Genomic DNA, 18,145 nt, shown 5'->3' on the forward strand with positions numbered 1-18,145 from the left:
AAGATCATAATCAACAACTTGTTCTGTAATAGGATGCTCTACTTGGATACGTGTATTCATTTCCATGAAGTAGAAATTACGGTGTTTATCTACCAAAAACTCAACGGTTCCAGCGCCTTCATATTTGATAAACTCAGCAGCACGTACTGCCGCATTCCCCATATCTTCACGCAGCTGATCTGTCATGAATGGAGAAGGCGTTTCTTCTGTAAGTTTCTGATGACGACGTTGTATCGAACAATCTCTCTCAGAAAGATGACAAGCTTTTCCGTTACTATCTCCTACTATCTGAATTTCTATATGGCGAGGCTCTTCAATAAGCTTTTCCATATACATACCGTCATTTCCAAAAGCGGCTTTTGACTCTTGACGAGCACCTTCCCAAGCTTTGAGTAGGTCTTCCTCTTTCCAAACAGCACGCATTCCTTTTCCACCACCTCCAGCAGTTGCTTTAAGCATTACTGGATATCCAACTTCCAAGGCTAGTTTTTTACATTGTTCAAAATCTTCGATAATACCCTCAGATCCAGGCACACAAGGAACTCCAGCTTCTTTCATAGTCGCTTTTGCTGTCGCCTTGTCTCCCATTTTACTAATCATCTCTGGACTAGCTCCAATAAATTTGATATCGTGTTCTTCACAAATTTTTGAAAACTTAGCGTTTTCAGAAAGAAATCCATATCCTGGATGAATAGCATCTGCATTTGTAATTTCTGCAGCAGCTATAATATTGGCCATTTTAAGATAAGACTCGCTACTAGGCGGAGGTCCTATACATACAGCTTCATCTGCAAATTTTACGTGAAGACTCTCTTCATCCGCTTTTGAGTATACAGCTACTGTTTTTATGCCCATCTCCTTGCACGTTCTAATAACACGCAATGCGATCTCGCCTCTATTTGCAATAAGTATTTTCTTAAACATAGTGTTCAATTTATTTTCAGAGAATAGTACGGTTATGAATGATTCATTATACGCTTTCGCGAAAGCGTACTCCTCCCTAATACATTAAAAATACCCGTTAGGGATTATGATGGATCTACTAAAAATAAGGGTTGATCAAACTCTACTGGTGATGAATCATCTACAAGAACTTTTACAATTGTTCCTGAAACTTCACTCTCTATCTCGTTAAAAAGTTTCATCGCTTCGATCACACAGAGAACATCTCCCTCAGAAATAGAATTTCCTACTTCTACAAAAGTAGGCTTATCTGGAGATGGTTTACGATAAAACGTTCCTATAATAGGTGATTTTATAGTGATATACTTTGCGTTTTCATCTTCTGCTGGAGAAACTGGTGCTCCAGAAGTTGTTGTTTCTGCTTGTGGTGCTAGAGGTTGCGCTTGCTGCTGAACTGTTGTCATTGCTGGCATTTGGTGCACCAAAGTGGTAGCTCCTCGATCATCATCACTTCCCGTTTTTATGGTGATTTTTATATCATCCATTTCGAGCTTTACTTCACTCGCGCCTGATTTTGCAACAAATCTGATAAGGTTTTGAATTTCTTTTAAATCCATAGTGCGTTTGTTAGTCTTTTAGGTTTTTGTTTTTTAGGAGTTGTAGGCCCACTTCAAATAAATGGATCCCCACGTAAATCCGCCACCAAAAGCAGCAAAAATAATTTTATCTCCTTTTTTAAGTTGGCTTTCATAATCACTCATCAGCAATGGTAATGTGGCTGATGTTGTATTGCCGTAACGATGAATATTGATAAGGACTTTGTCTTCGTCTAATTTCATTCGTTTTGCAGTAGCGTCTATTATTCTCTTATTAGCCTGATGTGCGATGAGATAATCTATATCATTCCCGTTTAGGTTATTTCGGGTCATGATTTTCTCGCTTACATCAGCCATATTTGAGACAGCATATTTAAATACTGTTTTACCGTCTTGAACAACGGTATGTTGTTTATTACTTACAGTTTCATGAGAGGCTGGAAGTATAGAACCTCCTGCATCTATTTTTAAAAACTCACGTCCTACTCCATCAGATCGTAAGATTTCATCTTGCAATCCATATCCCTCTTCATTAGGTTCAAAAAGAACAGCGCCAGCTCCATCTCCAAAAATAATACATGTGGCTCTATCTGTATAGTCAATAATAGAAGACATTTTATCTGCTCCTATTAAGAGTACTTTTTTATAGCGCCCTGATTCTATATAGCTAGATGCCGTAGACATCCCGTATAAGAAACTTGAGCAAGCTGCTGTAAGATCATACGCAAAAGCATTGGTTGCACCTATTTGCGTTGCTGTGTATACTGCTGTGGTTGCCACTGGCATATCAGGAGTTGCTGTAGCAACAATCACTAGATCAATCTCTAAGGGATCAAGATTTGCTTTTTTAAGTAAATCATTTGCCGCTTGTATAGCAAGATACGAAGTACCTTTACCTTCTTCCTTAAGGATACGACGTTCTTTAATACCCGTTCGGGTAGTGATCCACTCGTCGTTGGTATCTACCATGGTCTCCAAAATTTTATTGGTGAGCACGTAGTCTGGAACATAAGCCCCTACAGCTGTAATTGCCGCTGAGATTTTATTCATTTGCTTCAGTTAGGTTTGTTCATTCTATATCAAAAATGACACAAAACGGATCGAAAAATACTAAAATTTGACCAAAACGAGCCAAAGATTAACTTTTTTTCCCAAAAACATTTATAAAAAAAACTCTCACATTGTGAGAGTTTTTTGTGTTGTATGGAGATAGGGAGCTTTTACGCTTCTATTTCGTCTCCAGTTTTATCAATAACTACTTGGCCTCTGTAATATAACTTTCCTTCGTGCCAGTGTGCTCTGTGGTAAAGGTGTGCTTCTCCTGTTGTAGGATCTACAGCAATTTGTGGTACAGCAGCTTTGTAATGTGTTCTTCTTTTATCTCTTCTCGTTTTGGAGATTTTTCTTTTAGGATGTGCCATTACGTACTCTTATTTATCTGTTAATAGTTTTCTTAATGAATCCCATCTGGGATCTGTTTGTAACTTATCGTTATCTTCTTGTTCTTTTTTACTTCCTAAACTTAATTCTTCTAGTTTATTAAGTATTTCTGATTCTAATGTTCCATCTTCGACTCCTGGGTGAACCCTCTTGTTTGGGACAGATAATATGATAAGCTCGTAAATATATTGTGCAACATTTAATTCATATTCACCATACGGTAAAACAAGAATTTCTTCATTTTCATCATTGTACTCTTGACCAAAATTTACAATAAGCTCAAACTCTCCATGAATAGGTTCATCATAAGGCTCATTAGTAAGATCACAATTTACATTGACTTTGCCATCTACTTTAAAATGTAATTGCATAAATGTTGCTTTTTTAACAAAAACAAGATTTACGTGTATTGCTACATCATTAAAGTCATCAAATTCAAAATAATCAAAGAACGACTTGTCTATTTGATATTCAAAATTATGCTCTCCTTCTTTTAAACCTACATACTGTATGGTAAATAGTTTCAAATCTTTCATTACATCATCCGTTAGGAGCGTGCAAAGATACATAATTTTCTTTATTTAAAAACCCCTTGTTATATTTTTATTAGTGAAATACTGTTTTAAGAAGCTGTGAAGCAATATACACAAAACGACTTATTGAACTAATCCCGCCTTTTCAACGGAATCTTAGGTCTAACGCTTCGAAATTTTTTTAGAAAATTAAAAAATGAGATCCTATCGAATACCGTCATGGGCTTGCTTCGAGTATTATTTGTTGATATATTATGTCTTTTACATATTATATATTCTAATTTAAGAATCCTTAGAGCCTTGACGCGCTTTATTTACTGATTTTCTAGGAGACACTTTCAATATATCTTTCGTGAGCTCTTTATAATCTTCTCTCTTTTTATAGATATCTATAGCCATAAAAACAGCTTCTCTGAAAGAGCTATGATCTGCTTTATTTTGACCTGCTATCTCATAAGCTGTTCCATGATCTGGAGATGTTCGTATGCGCTCTAAGCCTGCAGTATAGTTTACACCTTTACCAAAAGAAAGTGTTTTGAAAGGGATTAAACCTTGATCATGATAAGCTGCGAGAATAGCATCAAAATTTTTATAATTACCAGAACCAAAAAAGCTATCTGCTGCATAGGGACCATACACAATTTTCCCTGTATTTCTTATCTTTTCTAGTGTAGGGATCAATATTTTATCATCCTCATCTCCTATCACTCCACCATCTCCCAAGTGAGGATTGATACCTAGCAATGCTATCTTTGGTAAATGAATTCCAAAATCACTTTGTAAAGTTTTGTAGAGAGTTTCTACTTTTTTAGTAATAATTTCTGAAGTAATACTAGCAGAAACATCTTTTACCGCTACATGATCTGTAAGAAGACCTACCTTGAGGTTTTCTGTAGCCATGAGCATCATAGCATCGCCTTCTAATTCTTTGGCTAGGTAATCGGTATGCCCTGGAAATTTAAAATCTTCTGTTTGAATATTCGCCTTATTAATAGGCGCTGTTACCAAAACATCTATTTCTCCATTCTTAAGAGCCTTTGTTGCTTCTATAAATGATTTTAACGCATAACTACCCCCCTCTTCTGTTGCTTCTCCAAATTCTATCTTTACAGGCTCTTTCCAAACGTTAAGTACATTTATTTTTCCATCTACCGCTTTTGACACCTCATCTATCCCATGTAAATTGATCTGACTACCCAAGATTTTTTTAACAAATGAGAGTGTCTTAACAGATGCAAACAGTATGGGTGTGCAAAAATCTAACATCATACTCTCTTCAAATGTTTTAAATATGATTTCTGTTCCTATACCATTTAAATCCCCTACAGATATACCAACTTTAATTTTTTGATCTTTCTTCATTATATAACAGCTATGGGTTTTGTATTTTTACATCACAAAAGTAACCAAATTATAGTCATTCATGTTTACAGGCATTATCGAAGATTTAGGTAAAATTATCAGTATCGAAAAAGAACAAGAAAATATTCACCTAACTGTTGAGAGCGATCTTACCCCAGAACTTAAAATTGATCAAAGTATCGCCCATAATGGTGTATGCCTAACCGTTGTATCCATACACGACAATCAGTACAAAGTTACTGCAATAAAAGAAACTTTAGAAAAGACCAATTTGCATACGCTAAAAATTCAAGACGAAGTAAATCTTGAACGTGCTATGGTGTTAGGTGCGAGACTGGATGGTCATATTGTACAAGGCCATGTAGACCAAATAGGAATTTGCACTCACAGACAAGAAGAGAACGGAAGTTGGCGTTTTACCTTTTCTTACGATCCAAAATTAGCTAATGTAACTATAGAAAAAGGCTCTATTACCGTAAATGGAGTAAGTCTTACCGTTGTAGACTCTACAAGAAATGGTTTTAGTGTTGCGATTATCCCGTATACGTATGAGCATACTGTATTTAAAAACATACAGAAAGATACGATTGTCAATCTAGAATTTGATGTGATTGGAAAATATGTAAAGAGACTTACAGAAGCGTATTAAACTACGCCTTAGAAAAACGATTTCTAACAAAGTACACGATTCCAGCAAGCAAGCCTAAAACTAGTAATACCAAAATATTTTCGTCTATTGGAACAGCGAGACCTGGAAGCGACGGGATACCCATCCTTCCTGGCGCAGGTGGTGGAGGTGGCATAGGACCACCCGTAACCGCTTCTTGTGCTGTAGAAGCGTATGTAACAACAAGTAGTACTGCTGTCGTTAGTAAATTTTTGAGTTTGGGGCTCATAGATTACAAAAGTATATAATTTAAAAGGTACTTAATTGTAACGTTATAAATACACTAATAGTATATCGGATTTTATGCTTTTGATCGACAATATTAAGCATTTAATCGACAAAAACAAACCTTTACTTGTTTTTTTATACAAATGCAAAAGCTAATTTACATTCATAAAAAAACACCATACGTGTAAAAAGTACTATATACTATTGTTTTACAGGTATGATGGTCATAAAAATGCATTTTTGAAACGTTTTAAATTATATACGATATAATCATTAAAAAGGTTTCCTACTACATTAAATAAAAGTGGTCCCACTTGGGCTCGAACCAAGGACCCTCTGATTATGAGTCAGATGCTCTAACCAACTGAGCTATGGGACCGAAAACGGGTGCAAATTTATAACAAATACTCAATAGCGCAAAGAATTTTACGGCTTATTATTGTTTTCTTGACATAATTCCACCAGAACACCTCCTGCTGTCTTAGGATGAATAAACGCTACCAATTTATTATCAGCACCTTGCCTAGGCTCCTCACTAAGTAATGTAAACCCTTCTTTCTTTAATCGAGCCATCTCTGCTTCTATATTTTCTACAGCAAAAGCAATATGATGAACTCCCTCTCCCTTCTTTTCTATAAATTTTGCAATGGGACTATCTGCATTTGTCGCTTCCAATAATTCAATTTTATTAGGTCCTACTTCAAAAAAAGATGTTTTTACTCCTTCAGACAGCACTTCTTCCATTTTATAATGAGGCTTTCCTAGTAACTTTTCATATAATTTATTGGAGACGTCAAGGTCTTTAACCGCAATTCCTATGTGTTCAATCTTATCCATTTATTTTATTTGTTAATGAGTACGCTTTCGCGAAAGCGTATATCGTATTAAAACATGCTCCACAAAAGTAACACAATCTATAAAATGTGTATTTTTGCCCTATGGAATCTAACAGACAGAAGAAAGTAGCAGGCGTTTTACAAAAAGATCTTGCCGATGTATTACAAAATGCATTGCGTGATAGTGGTCATCGAGGAATTATTGTTTCTGTTTCAAAAGTAAAAGTTCCAACAGACCTCTCTATCGCCAAAGTATATATTAGTGTTTTTCCAAACGCTGAAGGGGCAAATATGTTACGAGAACTGAACTTGGTTAAAACTAAGATTAGACACGAGATCTCACAACGTACCCGTCATCAATTAAGACGGATGCCAGAATTACAGTTTTATATTGATGACTCTCTTGAGTATATGGAAGGTATAGACAGATCTCTTAAAGGAATAGACAACCCCATCCAAGACCCCTCTTTACTTGAGAAAAGAAAAAAATCGTAAATGCGGTTTTCTCTATATATTGCTAAACGGTACCTCTTTTCAAAAAGTGGTACGAATGCAATTAATATTATTACGTTAATATCTGTTGTAAGCATTATTATAGGAACAGCCGTACTCTTTATAGTATTATCGGCATTTGCAGGACTTAAAGATTATAATATTGCTGTGACTTCTATCATAGACCCTGATCTTAAAATCCTTCCTATTACTGGAAAAACAATCACCATCACGCCAGAACAAGAAAAAAATCTTGCTACTATTACAGGAATAGAAAGCTACTCTAAGGTTATAGAAGAACGCGTATACCTAGAATATGATGGAAAAACTCATCTTGGTTTTATAAAAGGCGTTGATGAAAATTATCTAAAAGTAAGTAGTGTCGACACGACCATCTTTGCAGGTTCATGGCCTAGCATCGGTGAGCCTGAAGTTGTGATAGGATATGGGATAAGACGTAGATTATCTATAGGAATAAGCGATTATGGAAACTTGTTACGAATCATGGTTCCTAAACCAGGCACAGGACAAATCACAGATCCCGCAAGCGCATTTAGTAAATCGAGTGCTGTTGCCAGTGGTATTTTTCAAGCAGGTGAATCACTAGATAACGATCATCTTTTTGCAAATATTGATTTTGTAGGAAACTTATTAGACTATCCTTTGGATAAGATAAGTACGATAGAAATTAAACTCGCGCCAGATGCAGACGAATCAAAAGTAAGAGATCAATTACTAGCTATTTTTTCAGACAATATACTTCTTAAAAATAGAGCAGAACTTAATGATGCGCTTTATAAAATGCTAAATACAGAAAACTTGGCACTTTATTTTATTTGCACGCTGGTTCTTATTATAGCACTATTTAGTTTTGTAGGAAGTATGATCATGATTATCATTGATAAGAAAAGTCATATTAAAACATTTTCAGACCTTGGAGCAACACTTACTGAGATACGTAAAAGTTTTTTCTACCAAGGCGCTCTTATGATTATTATAGGAGGTGGAATAGGCGTATTAATAGGAAGCATCATTGTTTTTATACAACAATTATTTGGACTCGTACACATCACAGCCTCTTTGCCTTATCCTGTACGTTTTGAGTTTCTAAATGTAGTAATCGTATATGCTACCATCCTCACTTTAGGCATTTTTGCAGCAAAACTGGCTTCTAGTAGAATAAATAACAACTTCTTGTCAAAGCAATAATTTAGATAAACTCATACCCGGCAAATTCTTTTTCGATAAGATCCATCGCGGCAAATACATCTTCGCTATGGTCACTCGTAACGAGTTTCATTCGATATTCTTTAAAGTGCGGAATCCCTCTAAAATAGTTTGTATAGTGACGTCGGGTTTCAAAAACACCTAAGACTTCTCCTTTCCAGTCTATAGACATTTGCAAATGACGTCTGGCAGCTTCAATACGTTCTTCCATGGTAGGCGGATTGCATTTTTCGCCAGTTGCCATATAGTGTTTGACTTCCTTAAAAAACCAAGGATATCCAATACTTGCTCTCCCTATCATCGCACCATCCAAACCATAGGTATCTCGCATCTCAACAGCACGTTCTGGTGTGTTTACATCTCCATTTCCAAATACAGGAATATGCATTCTAGGATTATTTTTTACCTCTGCAATAGGATACCAATTGGCATCGCCTTTATACATCTGTGCTCGTGTACGTCCATGTATAGAGATTGCTGCACACCCCACATCTTGTAATCGCTCTGCCACCTCAACAATCTTGATACTGTCATGATCCCACCCTAGGCGTGTCTTTACGGTAACAGGAAGCTTGGTATGCTTGACCATGGCTTCTGTAAGCTTTACCATCAGATCAATATCCTTAAGAATACCCGCACCAGCTCCTTTAGAAACTACTTTTTTAACTGGACATCCAAAATTAATATCGATGATGTCAGGGCCGCTTGCCTCCACAATTTCTACACTTTTAAGCATAGACTCCATCACAGCGCCAAAAATCTGAATCCCTACGGGACGTTCTTTTTCATAGATATCCAATTTCATGACACTTTTTGCAGCGTCACGTATCAAACCTTCTGAAGAGATAAACTCTGTGTATACCACATCTGCTCCTTGCTCTTTGCATAATGCACGAAAAGGCGGATCACTTACATCCTCCATAGGTGCTAGTAACAACGGAAAATCTCCAACATCTATATCTCCTATTTTTGCCATATCTGTGCAAAATTACCATATTTGCAACTTAAATCATATACCATGTCTTTATTAAAATATATTGTTGCCATTTTTTTGCTAATTAGCATTGTTGCTTGCTCAACAGACAGCAATGAGCCTGAGAACGTAATCCCAGAAATGGAAATGTCTCAGGAAGAAGAAGACATGGATGATGAAGATACAAATGAAGAGGAGGAAGAAGAAAATGTATTTGAAGGCGACATCGTATTAACCAATCAAGACGAAGTAGACAGTTTTGGATCTAATAATTACACTTTAATAACAGGGAACCTATCAATTATTTATGATGAAAATAATCCAAGCGGACCGGAAATTACAAGTTTAGCGTCATTAAACACGATTAGAAGTATTGGTGGAAATATGACTCTTGAAGATATTAACGATTTACAAAATCTAGGGGGACTAGAAAATATTGAAAATATTTTTGGAAATATAAGAATAATAGGAAGCACTAGCTTACAAAATTTAAATGGAATCGCAAATACTAATTTCAGTAATACACTATGGCTACAGTCATTACCTTCAATAGAAAATATTCCTAATTTTGATCAAATCACGTCATTACAAATTCTTAGAATTAACTCAACAGCCTTACAGGCCTTAAATGCTTTCAATAATGTAACAGAAATTACAGGAGAAATAAGTATTAGTGGTAATAACGCACTAGATGTTATAAGCGGATTTCAAAGACTAGAGGTAGCAGGTAATTTTAGAATACTTGGGAATTCGGTATTAGATACTATAAGTGGCTTTACTGACCTTCATACCATAAATGGCGATATCGCATTAGGCGGTAATTTGGTTTCTAATCTTAATTACTTACAAAATATACAAAGTGGAGCAGATAGTATTGTTATTTCTGGAGATAATTCATCAGAAACTTTTGATCTGAGTGGTTTACAAAACTTAGTCTCTTGTAAATTTTTGACGTTTTCAAATATCAATATAACATCGTTAGAAAGCTTAGAATCTTTAAGTGAAATAATAGGTCTTGAGATATCAAGTTGCCCTAATTTAACCAGCCTAGATGGTCTTGAAAATTTAGGACCTAATCTTAACGAACCCTCAACGATAGCAACCTTTCTACAAAATGAAAACTTAACTGATTTTTGTGCAATAACAAATCTTGTGGTGAATTCTCCGAATATTATATTTACTACTGTTTTTAATGGTTTTGATCCTACAGAACAAGATATTATTCTAGGAAATTGCTCTATGTAATTAATCCTTCACAAACACCACTTCTTTACTTAACGCTTCTCCTTTTCTATCAATCACAATAGTAGTAGCATCGCCTACGTCAAATGCAGAAAGTGCACGCATATAGCTCATCATATCTACCACCGTACTATCACCCATTTTGATGACTACATCTCCTTTTTCTAATCCTGCATTTTGAGCAGCTCGACCTTCACTCACACCGTCTATGCGCATTCCTTTACCAGAAAAAAGGTAATCAGGAACAACGCCTAATCCTACTCTAAAACTTGGTACAACGGCGCTTTCATCTTTTGTCTTAGTAAACGTCAATTTCCCATTATTATCTAGTTCTGATACAATAGCTAAGATATATTCTTCGATCATACGCATCCCTTCATAATTAAGCTTTTCACTATCATCACCCGGTTTATGATAATCATCATGTTGCCCTGTAAATAAGTGTAAGACTGGAATATCGTTCAGGTAAAAAGATGTATGATCAGAAGGGCCAACGCCACTTTCATGCTCTGCTAGTTGAAAAGAAGAATTGGCTGCAAATACTGTCTGACTCCATATAGGAGAGGTTCCAATTCCGTGAACTGCGATAGCCTTTTCTTCATTAAGCCTTCCTACCATATCCATATTAATCATGTAGTTAATTTCAGAAAGTGGTATTGTGGAATTTTTGGTGAAAAAGTTAGAACCTAATAATCCCATTTCTTCTCCTGAGAAACCAATAAAAAGATAATTATTGCCTTGATATTTTTTGTTTTGAAGGTTTTGAGCTAACTGTAACATAATGGCTACACCGCTCGCATTATCATCGGCGCCATTATGAATAGCCGCTCCTTCTCGATACAGCGATCCTTCACCGCCCATACCTAAATGATCGTAATGCGCACCAATCACAATGGTATGTGATGCTTTATTATCAAGATATCCTATCACATTGGTTCCAGTAACAAGAGAATCGTTTCCGCTTTCGCGAAAGCGGACTTCGCCATGTGGATCTTTTTTAGGAGCAAATGTAAATGTTTGAAAAAAAGTACCTGCATTTCCTTTTGGAGACAACCCTAATGACTCAAAGCGTTCCTTAATGTAATGAGCCGCTTTTAACTCGCCTTCTGTACCCGTTTCACGTCCCTGTAAATCGTCGGAAGCAAGGAAAGCCACATCATTTTCCATAGTAACAGGAATAAGAACTTCGTTTTTACATGAGATCAAACTAATCAATGCAAGACTTAAAATGAGATTTTTCATAGAAGAATACTGTATTTTTGCACAAAATTAATGATTTATACTCGTATGAAACACTTTTATATAGTTGCCATTATTTTTGCTTGTATTGCTTGCAAAGAAAACACATCACAACCAACTACAGAAACAAAAAACGAAGAAGCTGTTGTAAAAACTCAAGATAATCCATTAATCTACCCAGAAGAAATACACTTTAAGAATATCCAACAAGTCACTTTTGGAGGCGATAATGCAGAAGCATATTGGAGTTTTGATGATAAACAATTGGTTTTTCAATCTAATTACAAAGATTGGGGTGTGGAGTGTGATCAAATGTTTTTAATGAATGTAGGAGAGACTTTTAAGGACAGTCAACCTCCTATGATTTCTACAGGAATGGGACGTACTACGTGTGCTTATTTTCTTCCAGACAACAAATCCTTTGTCTACGGGTCTACCCATCTAGGAGATAAAGAATGCCCTGAAGTTCCGTTACGTAAAAATGGGAACTATGTGTGGCCTGTGTATGATACGTTTGACATTTTTGTATCTGACCTTGAAGGAAATATTACGGGGCAACTTACAGACCAACCTGGATATGACGCAGAAGCTACGGTTTCTCCAAAAGGAGATAAAATTGTATTTACTTCTACCCGTAGTGGTGATTTAGAATTATACACTATGAATATTGACGGCTCTGATGTTCAACAAATCACAAACGAACTAGGCTATGACGGAGGTGCCTTTTTCTCACCAGACGGTACAAAATTAATCTTTAGATCATCACGTCCTAAGACAGAAGAAGAAATTAGCAAATACAAAGGTTTACTAGCGCAAGGTCTCGTAGAGCCTACAGAAATGGAGCTTTACATCTGTAATGCAGATGGGTCTGATATGCGTCAATTGACTCGCTTAGGAAATGCAAATTGGAGTCCTTTCTTTCATCCGAGTGGTCAGAAGATTTTATTTTCTTCTAATTTTGAAGCAGAACGTGGCTTCCCTTTTAATTTATATATGATCGATTTGGATGGTAAGAATCTAGAGCGAATCACACATGGAGAAACCTTTGATGCTTTTCCTGTATTTTCTAATGATGGAAAAAAACTAGCATTTTCTTCAAATAGAAATAATGGGGGCGGAAGAGACACCAACCTCTTTATTGTAGATTGGGTAGACTAAAATCAATTAGTCTTTATTTTGTAAACGATCTCTTTCTTGCTTATCAATCGCGCGATTGTTATCTTCAAGTCTGAAATTACCAAAGTTATAGGTAAATCCTATTTGAACATTTTGAGTCTCAGGAACGGCTATGTATCCATTGTCTTGATTCAGATATCGAGAGGTTAATAACGCATTTGCCTCTCCCAAAACATCGTTTACAGCAATAGATAGTGATGCACGTTTATTCCAAAATGTTTTTTTAACTCCTATCCTAAGATCTGTTGTAGATGCTTGCACATAACTTCCTGAAATGAATCTTGAAAAGTAATTTAAAGAGATTTCGCCCGTAATTGTTTTGTCCTTACTTAGTGTTAAGAAGTTGGAGAAGGATCCATAAAAACCATCTACTTTATTTGTAAATGGCACATTATTACTTTCTACTGCAAGGAAGGTTTCTTCTTCATGAAAAAGACTCATATAGGTATAAAAATACCACCATGCCGCAAAAGAGCGACCGTGTGTAAAATCTAATCCCCAAGACTTACTTGCTAACGCATTTTGATTTTCTGATCGCAATACTTCATTGGCATTATCTTGAAAACCAAGTCTAAGTATATTTTCTCCATTATCACGATAGTACACATCAAAAAAGTACTTCCCTAAAAGGGAATAGTTCAAATTAAACTCATGACTAAAAGCAGGTATGAGTTCAGAGTTTCCACGAGAGAAATTGTTCTCATTTAAAAAATACACAAAAGGATTCAGATCCTGATAACGGGGTCTGTCTAACTTACGCCCATAATCCAAACTAAAACTATGATTTTCTGACAGGCTATATTGAACGTAGGCAGAAGGAAACCATTCTAAATAATCCAAAACTACTTCTTCATTTAAAATTAATGAAGTTCCCGTAGATTTTGTCTGCTCAACACGAAGCCCCCCTTTAAAACTCCACTTATTCATATCCTTACTCATACTGGCATATCCTGCAAAAACATTTTCATCATATAGAAAATCATCATTTTGAGCTAGATCTAACCCATTGGATGCATTATTTTGAATAGAGGGAAACGTTATCGCAGATCTTGAATTGATAACCGCTACTTTTCCTCCAGTCTCTACTGCTATCTCTCCAACTTGTGTGGTATAATCTACTTGACCTGTATAAATCTCTATATCCTGTAAGGCATTACTCGTAAATCTCACATTTCTGAAAACTGCATTTTCATCATCTGTATATACTGATGATAATCGTTGAGAACGATCTCTATTATATGAAGTATAGTGAGCATTTGCTTGCAGTTCGCCTTTTTCAAAAGAGTATGAATATGTCATATCCATCGCAAGATTTTTTTGTTCACTATCGAGTCTACTCGTTGTATTGATATCAAAAGAATCATCAACAAAAGAAGAAACTGCTGTTCCTGATCTCGCAAAATCAAACTCATTAGGAGAATATAATCCAATCGCTGAAAAACTAATTTTTTGTTTTTCATTGAACTGGTAATCTAAAATCAAATTTGCATTATGTGCTTTTGTCCACGTTTTACGTTCAAAATCTTGCACCCATCTTGAGATAGGTGTATTCCCATTTTGATAGTTCACAAAGCTGTTGTCTTGTTTTGTTTTTTTAAGAGGAGAATAGCCATAGTTAAAAAAGATATTTAACTTTTCTCCTTTAAAATAATGACTCGTTCCAAAATAATGTTTCGGAAAAATCCCATACGTGCCGCGTGCCGTTAGCGAGCCTTTGTATCCCAGATACAATGCTTTTGAAGACACAATGTTTATGATAGCACCACCTTCGGCATCATATTTTGCAGAAGGGTTGGTAATCACTTCTATTGATTTTATAGCATCACCGCCTAGACTCTCCAACAAGCTTTGTATTTCATCAAAACTCAGTTCGACTTTACGATCGTTTATATATACGTTTACTGCATTGTTTCTAACTGTGAGCGCATCTTGTTTAATAACGACACCAGGGGTTCTTTTAAGGATTTCCCAAGCACTTCCTGTAGCTGCAATGGTATTTTCTACATTAAAAACCAATCTATCAACTTCACGTGTAATAGTCGGTTTTGTACTGATAACAGTAACCTCACTAAGATTTTCTGTTATTTCCTCAAGCCTTATTTCTGGTAACTGCGTATTTTGTGTAAGATCAAATGCGTCAGAAACATATTCAGTATAACCTACAAAACTCACTTTGATAAGATATGTACCTTGATCAATAGACGAAATCGTATACTTCCCATTATCATCTGTAATAGCCCCCTTTACAACTACTTGATCCATCTTGTAAAGGATCACATTGGCAAATGGAATAGGTGCTCCAGAAACATCAGAGACAGTTCCTGAAAGTGTGGCTTCTTGAGCAAGAATAAACCCAGAGGATAACGCTAAAAATAGCATTAAAAAAAATGTGATAAAATTTTTCATTTTAACGCGTAAAAATACTCTAAAAGTAAGCGCAAAAGAACCGTTTACTATTTTTTTCGACGAAATACATAAATTCTAAATTTCAACGTCTGTAATCGTTAACATAACGACTATATTTGCACACATTGACTTGGATTAGATTATGAAGAATATTAGAAATTTTTGCATCATTGCACATATTGATCACGGTAAAAGCACATTAGCAGATCGTTTGTTGGACGAAACCTCTACGGTCACTAAGCGCGAAGCACAAGCGCAATTACTAGACAGTATGGATTTGGAACGTGAACGTGGGATTACCATCAAATCACATGCGATTCAAATGGAGTATATGTATAAAGGAGAAAATTACATCCTTAATTTAATAGACACTCCAGGTCACGTAGACTTTTCTTACGAAGTTTCTCGAAGTATTGCTGCCTGTGAAGGTGCTTTACTTGTTGTAGATGCTGCACAAAGTATCCAAGCACAAACCATTTCTAATTTATATCTAGCCCTTGAAAATGATCTTGAGATTATTCCTGTACTTAATAAAGTAGATTTGCCAAGTGCAAGCCCAGAAGAAGTTACAGACGATATTGTAGATTTATTAGGGTGTAAAATCGAAGATGTGATTCCCGCTTCCGCGAAAACAGGTATCGGCATTAAAGAAATTCTAGCCGCAGTAATAGAACGAATCCCTGCTCCAAAAGGAAATCCAGACGAACCTTTACAAGCATTGATTTTTGATTCTGTATACAATCCTTTTAGAGGTGTAGAAACTTACTTTAGAGTGTTAAACGGAAGTATTAAGAAAAACCAACAGATAAAATTTGTTGCTACTGGCAAAACGTATGGAGCCGATGAAGTCGGAACCTTAAAACTTACGCAAGCGCCCAAACAAGAAATTAAAACAGGAGACGTTGGTTATTTAATCACAGGTATCAAAGATGCTCGTGAAGTAAAAGTAGGCGATACAATCACCGATGCAAAAAACCCAACACAAAGAGCCATTGAAGGTTTTGAAGATGTAAAACCAATGGTATTTGCAGGAATTTATCCTGTAGATACTGAAGACTACGAAGAGCTTCGATCTTCTATGGAAAAATTACAACTCAACGATGCCTCTTTAGTTTTTGAACCAGAGAGTTCTGCAGCTTTAGGTTTTGGTTTTCGATGTGGATTTTTAGGAATGTTACATCTTGAGATTATCCAAGAACGTCTAGAACGTGAGTTTGATATGACGGTAATTACCACAGTACCTAACGTATCCTATCACGCATTTATACATAAAAATCCAGATGACATTATTCTTGTAAATAACCCATCTGACCTTCCTGATCCATCTAAGTTGAATCGTGTGGAAGAACCTTACATCAAAGCATCTATCATTACAAAATCAGACTTTGTAGGTCCTGTGATGTCGTTGTGTATAGAAAAAAGAGGTGCGATTACCAATCAAACCTATTTGACACCAGAACGTGTAGAATTAACCTTTGATATGCCGTTGGCTGAAATTGTTTTTGACTTTTACGACCGTTTAAAAACAGTCTCCAAAGGGTATGCTTCTTTTGACTACTCTCCTATTGGAATGCGCGCTTCTAAACTTGTAAAAGTAGATGTACTGCTTAATGGGCAAGAAGTAGATGCACTTTCTGCATTATTACACCAAGACAATGCGTACGATATCGGAAAGAAAATGTGCGAAAAATTACGCCAGTTAATCCCGCGTCAACAATTTGACATTCCGATTCAGGCGGCGATTGGTGCAAAAATCATTTCGCGTGAGACGGTAAAAGCACTTCGTAAAGATGTAACCGCAAAATGTTACGGTGGTGATATTTCGCGAAAGCGTAAACTTTTAGAAAAGCAGAAGAAAGGTAAGAAACGTATGCGTGCCGTAGGAAATGTAGAAATTCCTCAAGAAGCGTTTATGGCGGTATTAAAACTGAATGATTAAAGTTAATTTCTAGAAAATTTCTTTTCAGGCTTTATTACGAATTATACATCGCTTCCAACAACTTCTTGATTTTTTCAGGATCAGAATAGGTTTGTAAATCTTGCTGTACTGCTTGTAAGTTGTGCATTGGGAAAGCACCTTCCAAACTCTCAATCGTGTTACTTGCCGATGCATGAATCTCTTTAAATCCAGCAGCGATAAACTGTCCAATATTACTGGGTCGGATCCCTCCGCCAGGTAAAATCACAGGTTTATTATTTGATTTTTCTAATAACATTTTAAGGACAAATAAGCCTGAAAGTGCTGTCTCAGATTGCCCAGATGTAAGAATCCGATCTACGCCTATTCTTTGCAGAATCTTAAGGGATTCCATTGCATTAGGGGTCCAATCAAAAGCGCGATGAAATGTAAATGCCATCCCTCCAGAAGCATCTACCAGTGTTTGTGTACGCTCTTCATCAATGGTTAAATCAGGATGTAATACCCCAGAAACGATCCCCGCTACTTTCTTATTTCTACAAAACGTAATATCACGTAGCATGACATCAAACTCATCATCATAATAGGTAAAATCTCCACTCCGTGGTCGTATCAGCACATACACAGGAATCTCCAGATCTGCCACCACTTTTTCTATTAAACCACTACTAGGCGTAATCCCACCTAAAGCGAGTTCGCTACACAATTCTATACGTTGTGCCCCAGCTTTTTGTGCTGCAATAGCAGACTGATATGAATTTGCGCAAATTTCTAATAACATAACTCGAAAGTACATAAAATAAAGAGGAACTTCTACAATCAAATGCACAGATTTTCATGCGATTTTAGAGCGCTTTGAAAAGGGTATCTTTTCTGTATCTTACACACTTAAATTTCATACAAATGC

General features: G+C 36.1%; 18 protein-coding genes and 1 tRNA gene. 6 read left to right on the forward strand and 13 right to left on the reverse strand.

Going from position 1 to position 18,145, the window contains the following annotated elements; all coding sequences use genetic code 11:
* From Q0505_RS07575 to pdxA, 6 genes are all read right to left on the reverse strand, one after another.
* Positions 1 to 924, reverse strand: a 924-nt coding sequence (locus tag Q0505_RS07575) for a biotin carboxylase N-terminal domain-containing protein (protein WP_299210860.1), incomplete at its 3' end; no start/stop codon positions are given.
* Between the two features lie 104 nt (positions 925 to 1,028).
* Positions 1,029 to 1,520, reverse strand: coding sequence for an acetyl-CoA carboxylase biotin carboxyl carrier protein (gene accB / locus Q0505_RS07580; protein ID WP_299210863.1), 492 nt, complete (start codon positions 1,518 to 1,520; stop codon positions 1,029 to 1,031).
* Positions 1,521 to 1,553: 33 nt separating this feature from the next.
* Positions 1,554 to 2,549, reverse strand: a complete 996-nt coding sequence (locus Q0505_RS07585) for a beta-ketoacyl-ACP synthase III (RefSeq protein ID WP_299210866.1) — start codon at positions 2,547 to 2,549, stop codon at positions 1,554 to 1,556.
* A 170-nt stretch (positions 2,550 to 2,719) separates the two neighbouring features.
* Positions 2,720 to 2,920 carry a 50S ribosomal protein L32 gene (gene rpmF, locus Q0505_RS07590; RefSeq protein ID WP_299210869.1) on the reverse strand — a complete coding sequence of 67 codons (201 nt, stop codon included), beginning with the start codon at positions 2,918 to 2,920 and terminating at the stop codon, positions 2,720 to 2,722.
* Positions 2,921 to 2,929: 9 nt separating this feature from the next.
* Positions 2,930 to 3,475, reverse strand: a complete 546-nt coding sequence (locus Q0505_RS07595) for a DUF177 domain-containing protein (RefSeq protein WP_299210872.1) — start codon at positions 3,473 to 3,475, stop codon at positions 2,930 to 2,932.
* Positions 3,476 to 3,754: 279 nt separating this feature from the next.
* Positions 3,755 to 4,834, reverse strand: coding sequence for a 4-hydroxythreonine-4-phosphate dehydrogenase PdxA (pdxA, locus tag Q0505_RS07600; RefSeq protein WP_299210875.1), 1,080 nt, complete (start codon positions 4,832 to 4,834; stop codon positions 3,755 to 3,757).
* A 61-nt stretch (positions 4,835 to 4,895) separates the two neighbouring features.
* Here pdxA and Q0505_RS07605 point away from each other — a divergent pair, with 61 nt between their 5' ends.
* Positions 4,896 to 5,483 (forward strand): riboflavin synthase, encoded by a 588-nt coding sequence (locus Q0505_RS07605; RefSeq protein WP_299210878.1) that lies wholly within the window; start codon positions 4,896 to 4,898, stop codon positions 5,481 to 5,483.
* 1 nt (position 5,484) lies between these two features.
* Here the strand turns inward: Q0505_RS07605 and Q0505_RS07610 are convergent, their stop codons facing one another.
* From Q0505_RS07610 to mce, 3 genes are all read right to left on the reverse strand, one after another.
* Positions 5,485 to 5,730, reverse strand: a complete 246-nt coding sequence (locus Q0505_RS07610) for a hypothetical protein (protein WP_299210881.1) — start codon at positions 5,728 to 5,730, stop codon at positions 5,485 to 5,487.
* Positions 5,731 to 6,034: 304 nt separating this feature from the next.
* Positions 6,035 to 6,108, reverse strand: a tRNA-Ile gene (locus Q0505_RS07615).
* 47 nt (positions 6,109 to 6,155) lie between these two features.
* A complete protein-coding gene (gene mce, locus Q0505_RS07620; protein ID WP_299210884.1) occupies positions 6,156 to 6,566 on the reverse strand; it encodes a methylmalonyl-CoA epimerase in 411 nt (136 codons plus the stop codon).
* A 101-nt stretch (positions 6,567 to 6,667) separates the two neighbouring features.
* On the opposite strand from mce, the gene rbfA reads away from it, so the two are divergent.
* Both rbfA and Q0505_RS07630 read left to right on the forward strand, forming a co-directional pair.
* Positions 6,668 to 7,060: a 30S ribosome-binding factor RbfA gene (gene rbfA / locus Q0505_RS07625; protein ID WP_299210886.1), complete on the forward strand. Its 393-nt coding sequence runs from the start codon at positions 6,668 to 6,670 to the stop codon at positions 7,058 to 7,060.
* Positions 7,061 to 8,266, forward strand: a complete 1,206-nt coding sequence (locus Q0505_RS07630) for an ABC transporter permease (RefSeq protein WP_299210889.1) — start codon at positions 7,061 to 7,063, stop codon at positions 8,264 to 8,266.
* Between the two features lies 1 nt (position 8,267).
* Here the strand turns inward: Q0505_RS07630 and dusB are convergent, their stop codons facing one another.
* On the reverse strand, positions 8,268 to 9,260 hold the full coding sequence (gene dusB, locus Q0505_RS07635; RefSeq protein ID WP_299210892.1) for a tRNA dihydrouridine synthase DusB: 993 nt from the start codon (positions 9,258 to 9,260) through the stop codon (positions 8,268 to 8,270).
* A gap of 42 nt (positions 9,261 to 9,302) precedes the next feature.
* Between dusB and Q0505_RS07640 the strand changes: the two genes are divergently transcribed.
* Positions 9,303 to 10,502 carry a hypothetical protein gene (locus Q0505_RS07640; RefSeq protein WP_299210895.1) on the forward strand — a complete coding sequence of 400 codons (1,200 nt, stop codon included), beginning with the start codon at positions 9,303 to 9,305 and terminating at the stop codon, positions 10,500 to 10,502.
* On the opposite strand, the gene Q0505_RS07645 is transcribed toward Q0505_RS07640, so the two are convergent.
* The gene (locus Q0505_RS07645; protein ID WP_299210899.1) at positions 10,503 to 11,741 is read right to left on the reverse strand and encodes a M28 family peptidase; all 1,239 of its coding nucleotides are present in this window, start codon (positions 11,739 to 11,741) and stop codon (positions 10,503 to 10,505) included.
* Between the two features lie 45 nt (positions 11,742 to 11,786).
* On the opposite strand from Q0505_RS07645, the gene Q0505_RS07650 reads away from it, so the two are divergent.
* Positions 11,787 to 12,896, forward strand: a complete 1,110-nt coding sequence (locus tag Q0505_RS07650) for a hypothetical protein (protein WP_299210902.1) — start codon at positions 11,787 to 11,789, stop codon at positions 12,894 to 12,896.
* Between the two features lie 6 nt (positions 12,897 to 12,902).
* Here the strand turns inward: Q0505_RS07650 and Q0505_RS07655 are convergent, their stop codons facing one another.
* A complete protein-coding gene (locus tag Q0505_RS07655; protein ID WP_299210905.1) occupies positions 12,903 to 15,320 on the reverse strand; it encodes an outer membrane beta-barrel family protein in 2,418 nt (805 codons plus the stop codon).
* 142 nt (positions 15,321 to 15,462) lie between these two features.
* Between Q0505_RS07655 and lepA the strand changes: the two genes are divergently transcribed.
* Complete coding sequence (gene lepA / locus Q0505_RS07660) at positions 15,463 to 17,259, forward strand: translation elongation factor 4 (protein ID WP_299210908.1); 1,797 nt, start codon at positions 15,463 to 15,465, stop codon at positions 17,257 to 17,259.
* Positions 17,260 to 17,293: 34 nt separating this feature from the next.
* Here the strand turns inward: lepA and Q0505_RS07665 are convergent, their stop codons facing one another.
* Positions 17,294 to 18,019, reverse strand: a complete 726-nt coding sequence (locus Q0505_RS07665; protein WP_299210911.1) for a copper homeostasis protein CutC — start codon at positions 18,017 to 18,019, stop codon at positions 17,294 to 17,296.
* Between the last annotated feature and the right edge of the window lie 126 nt (positions 18,020 to 18,145).

It is taken from the genome of uncultured Dokdonia sp., assembly GCF_937910895.1.
In the GTDB taxonomy this organism is placed as follows: Bacteria; Bacteroidota; Bacteroidia; order Flavobacteriales; family Flavobacteriaceae; genus Dokdonia.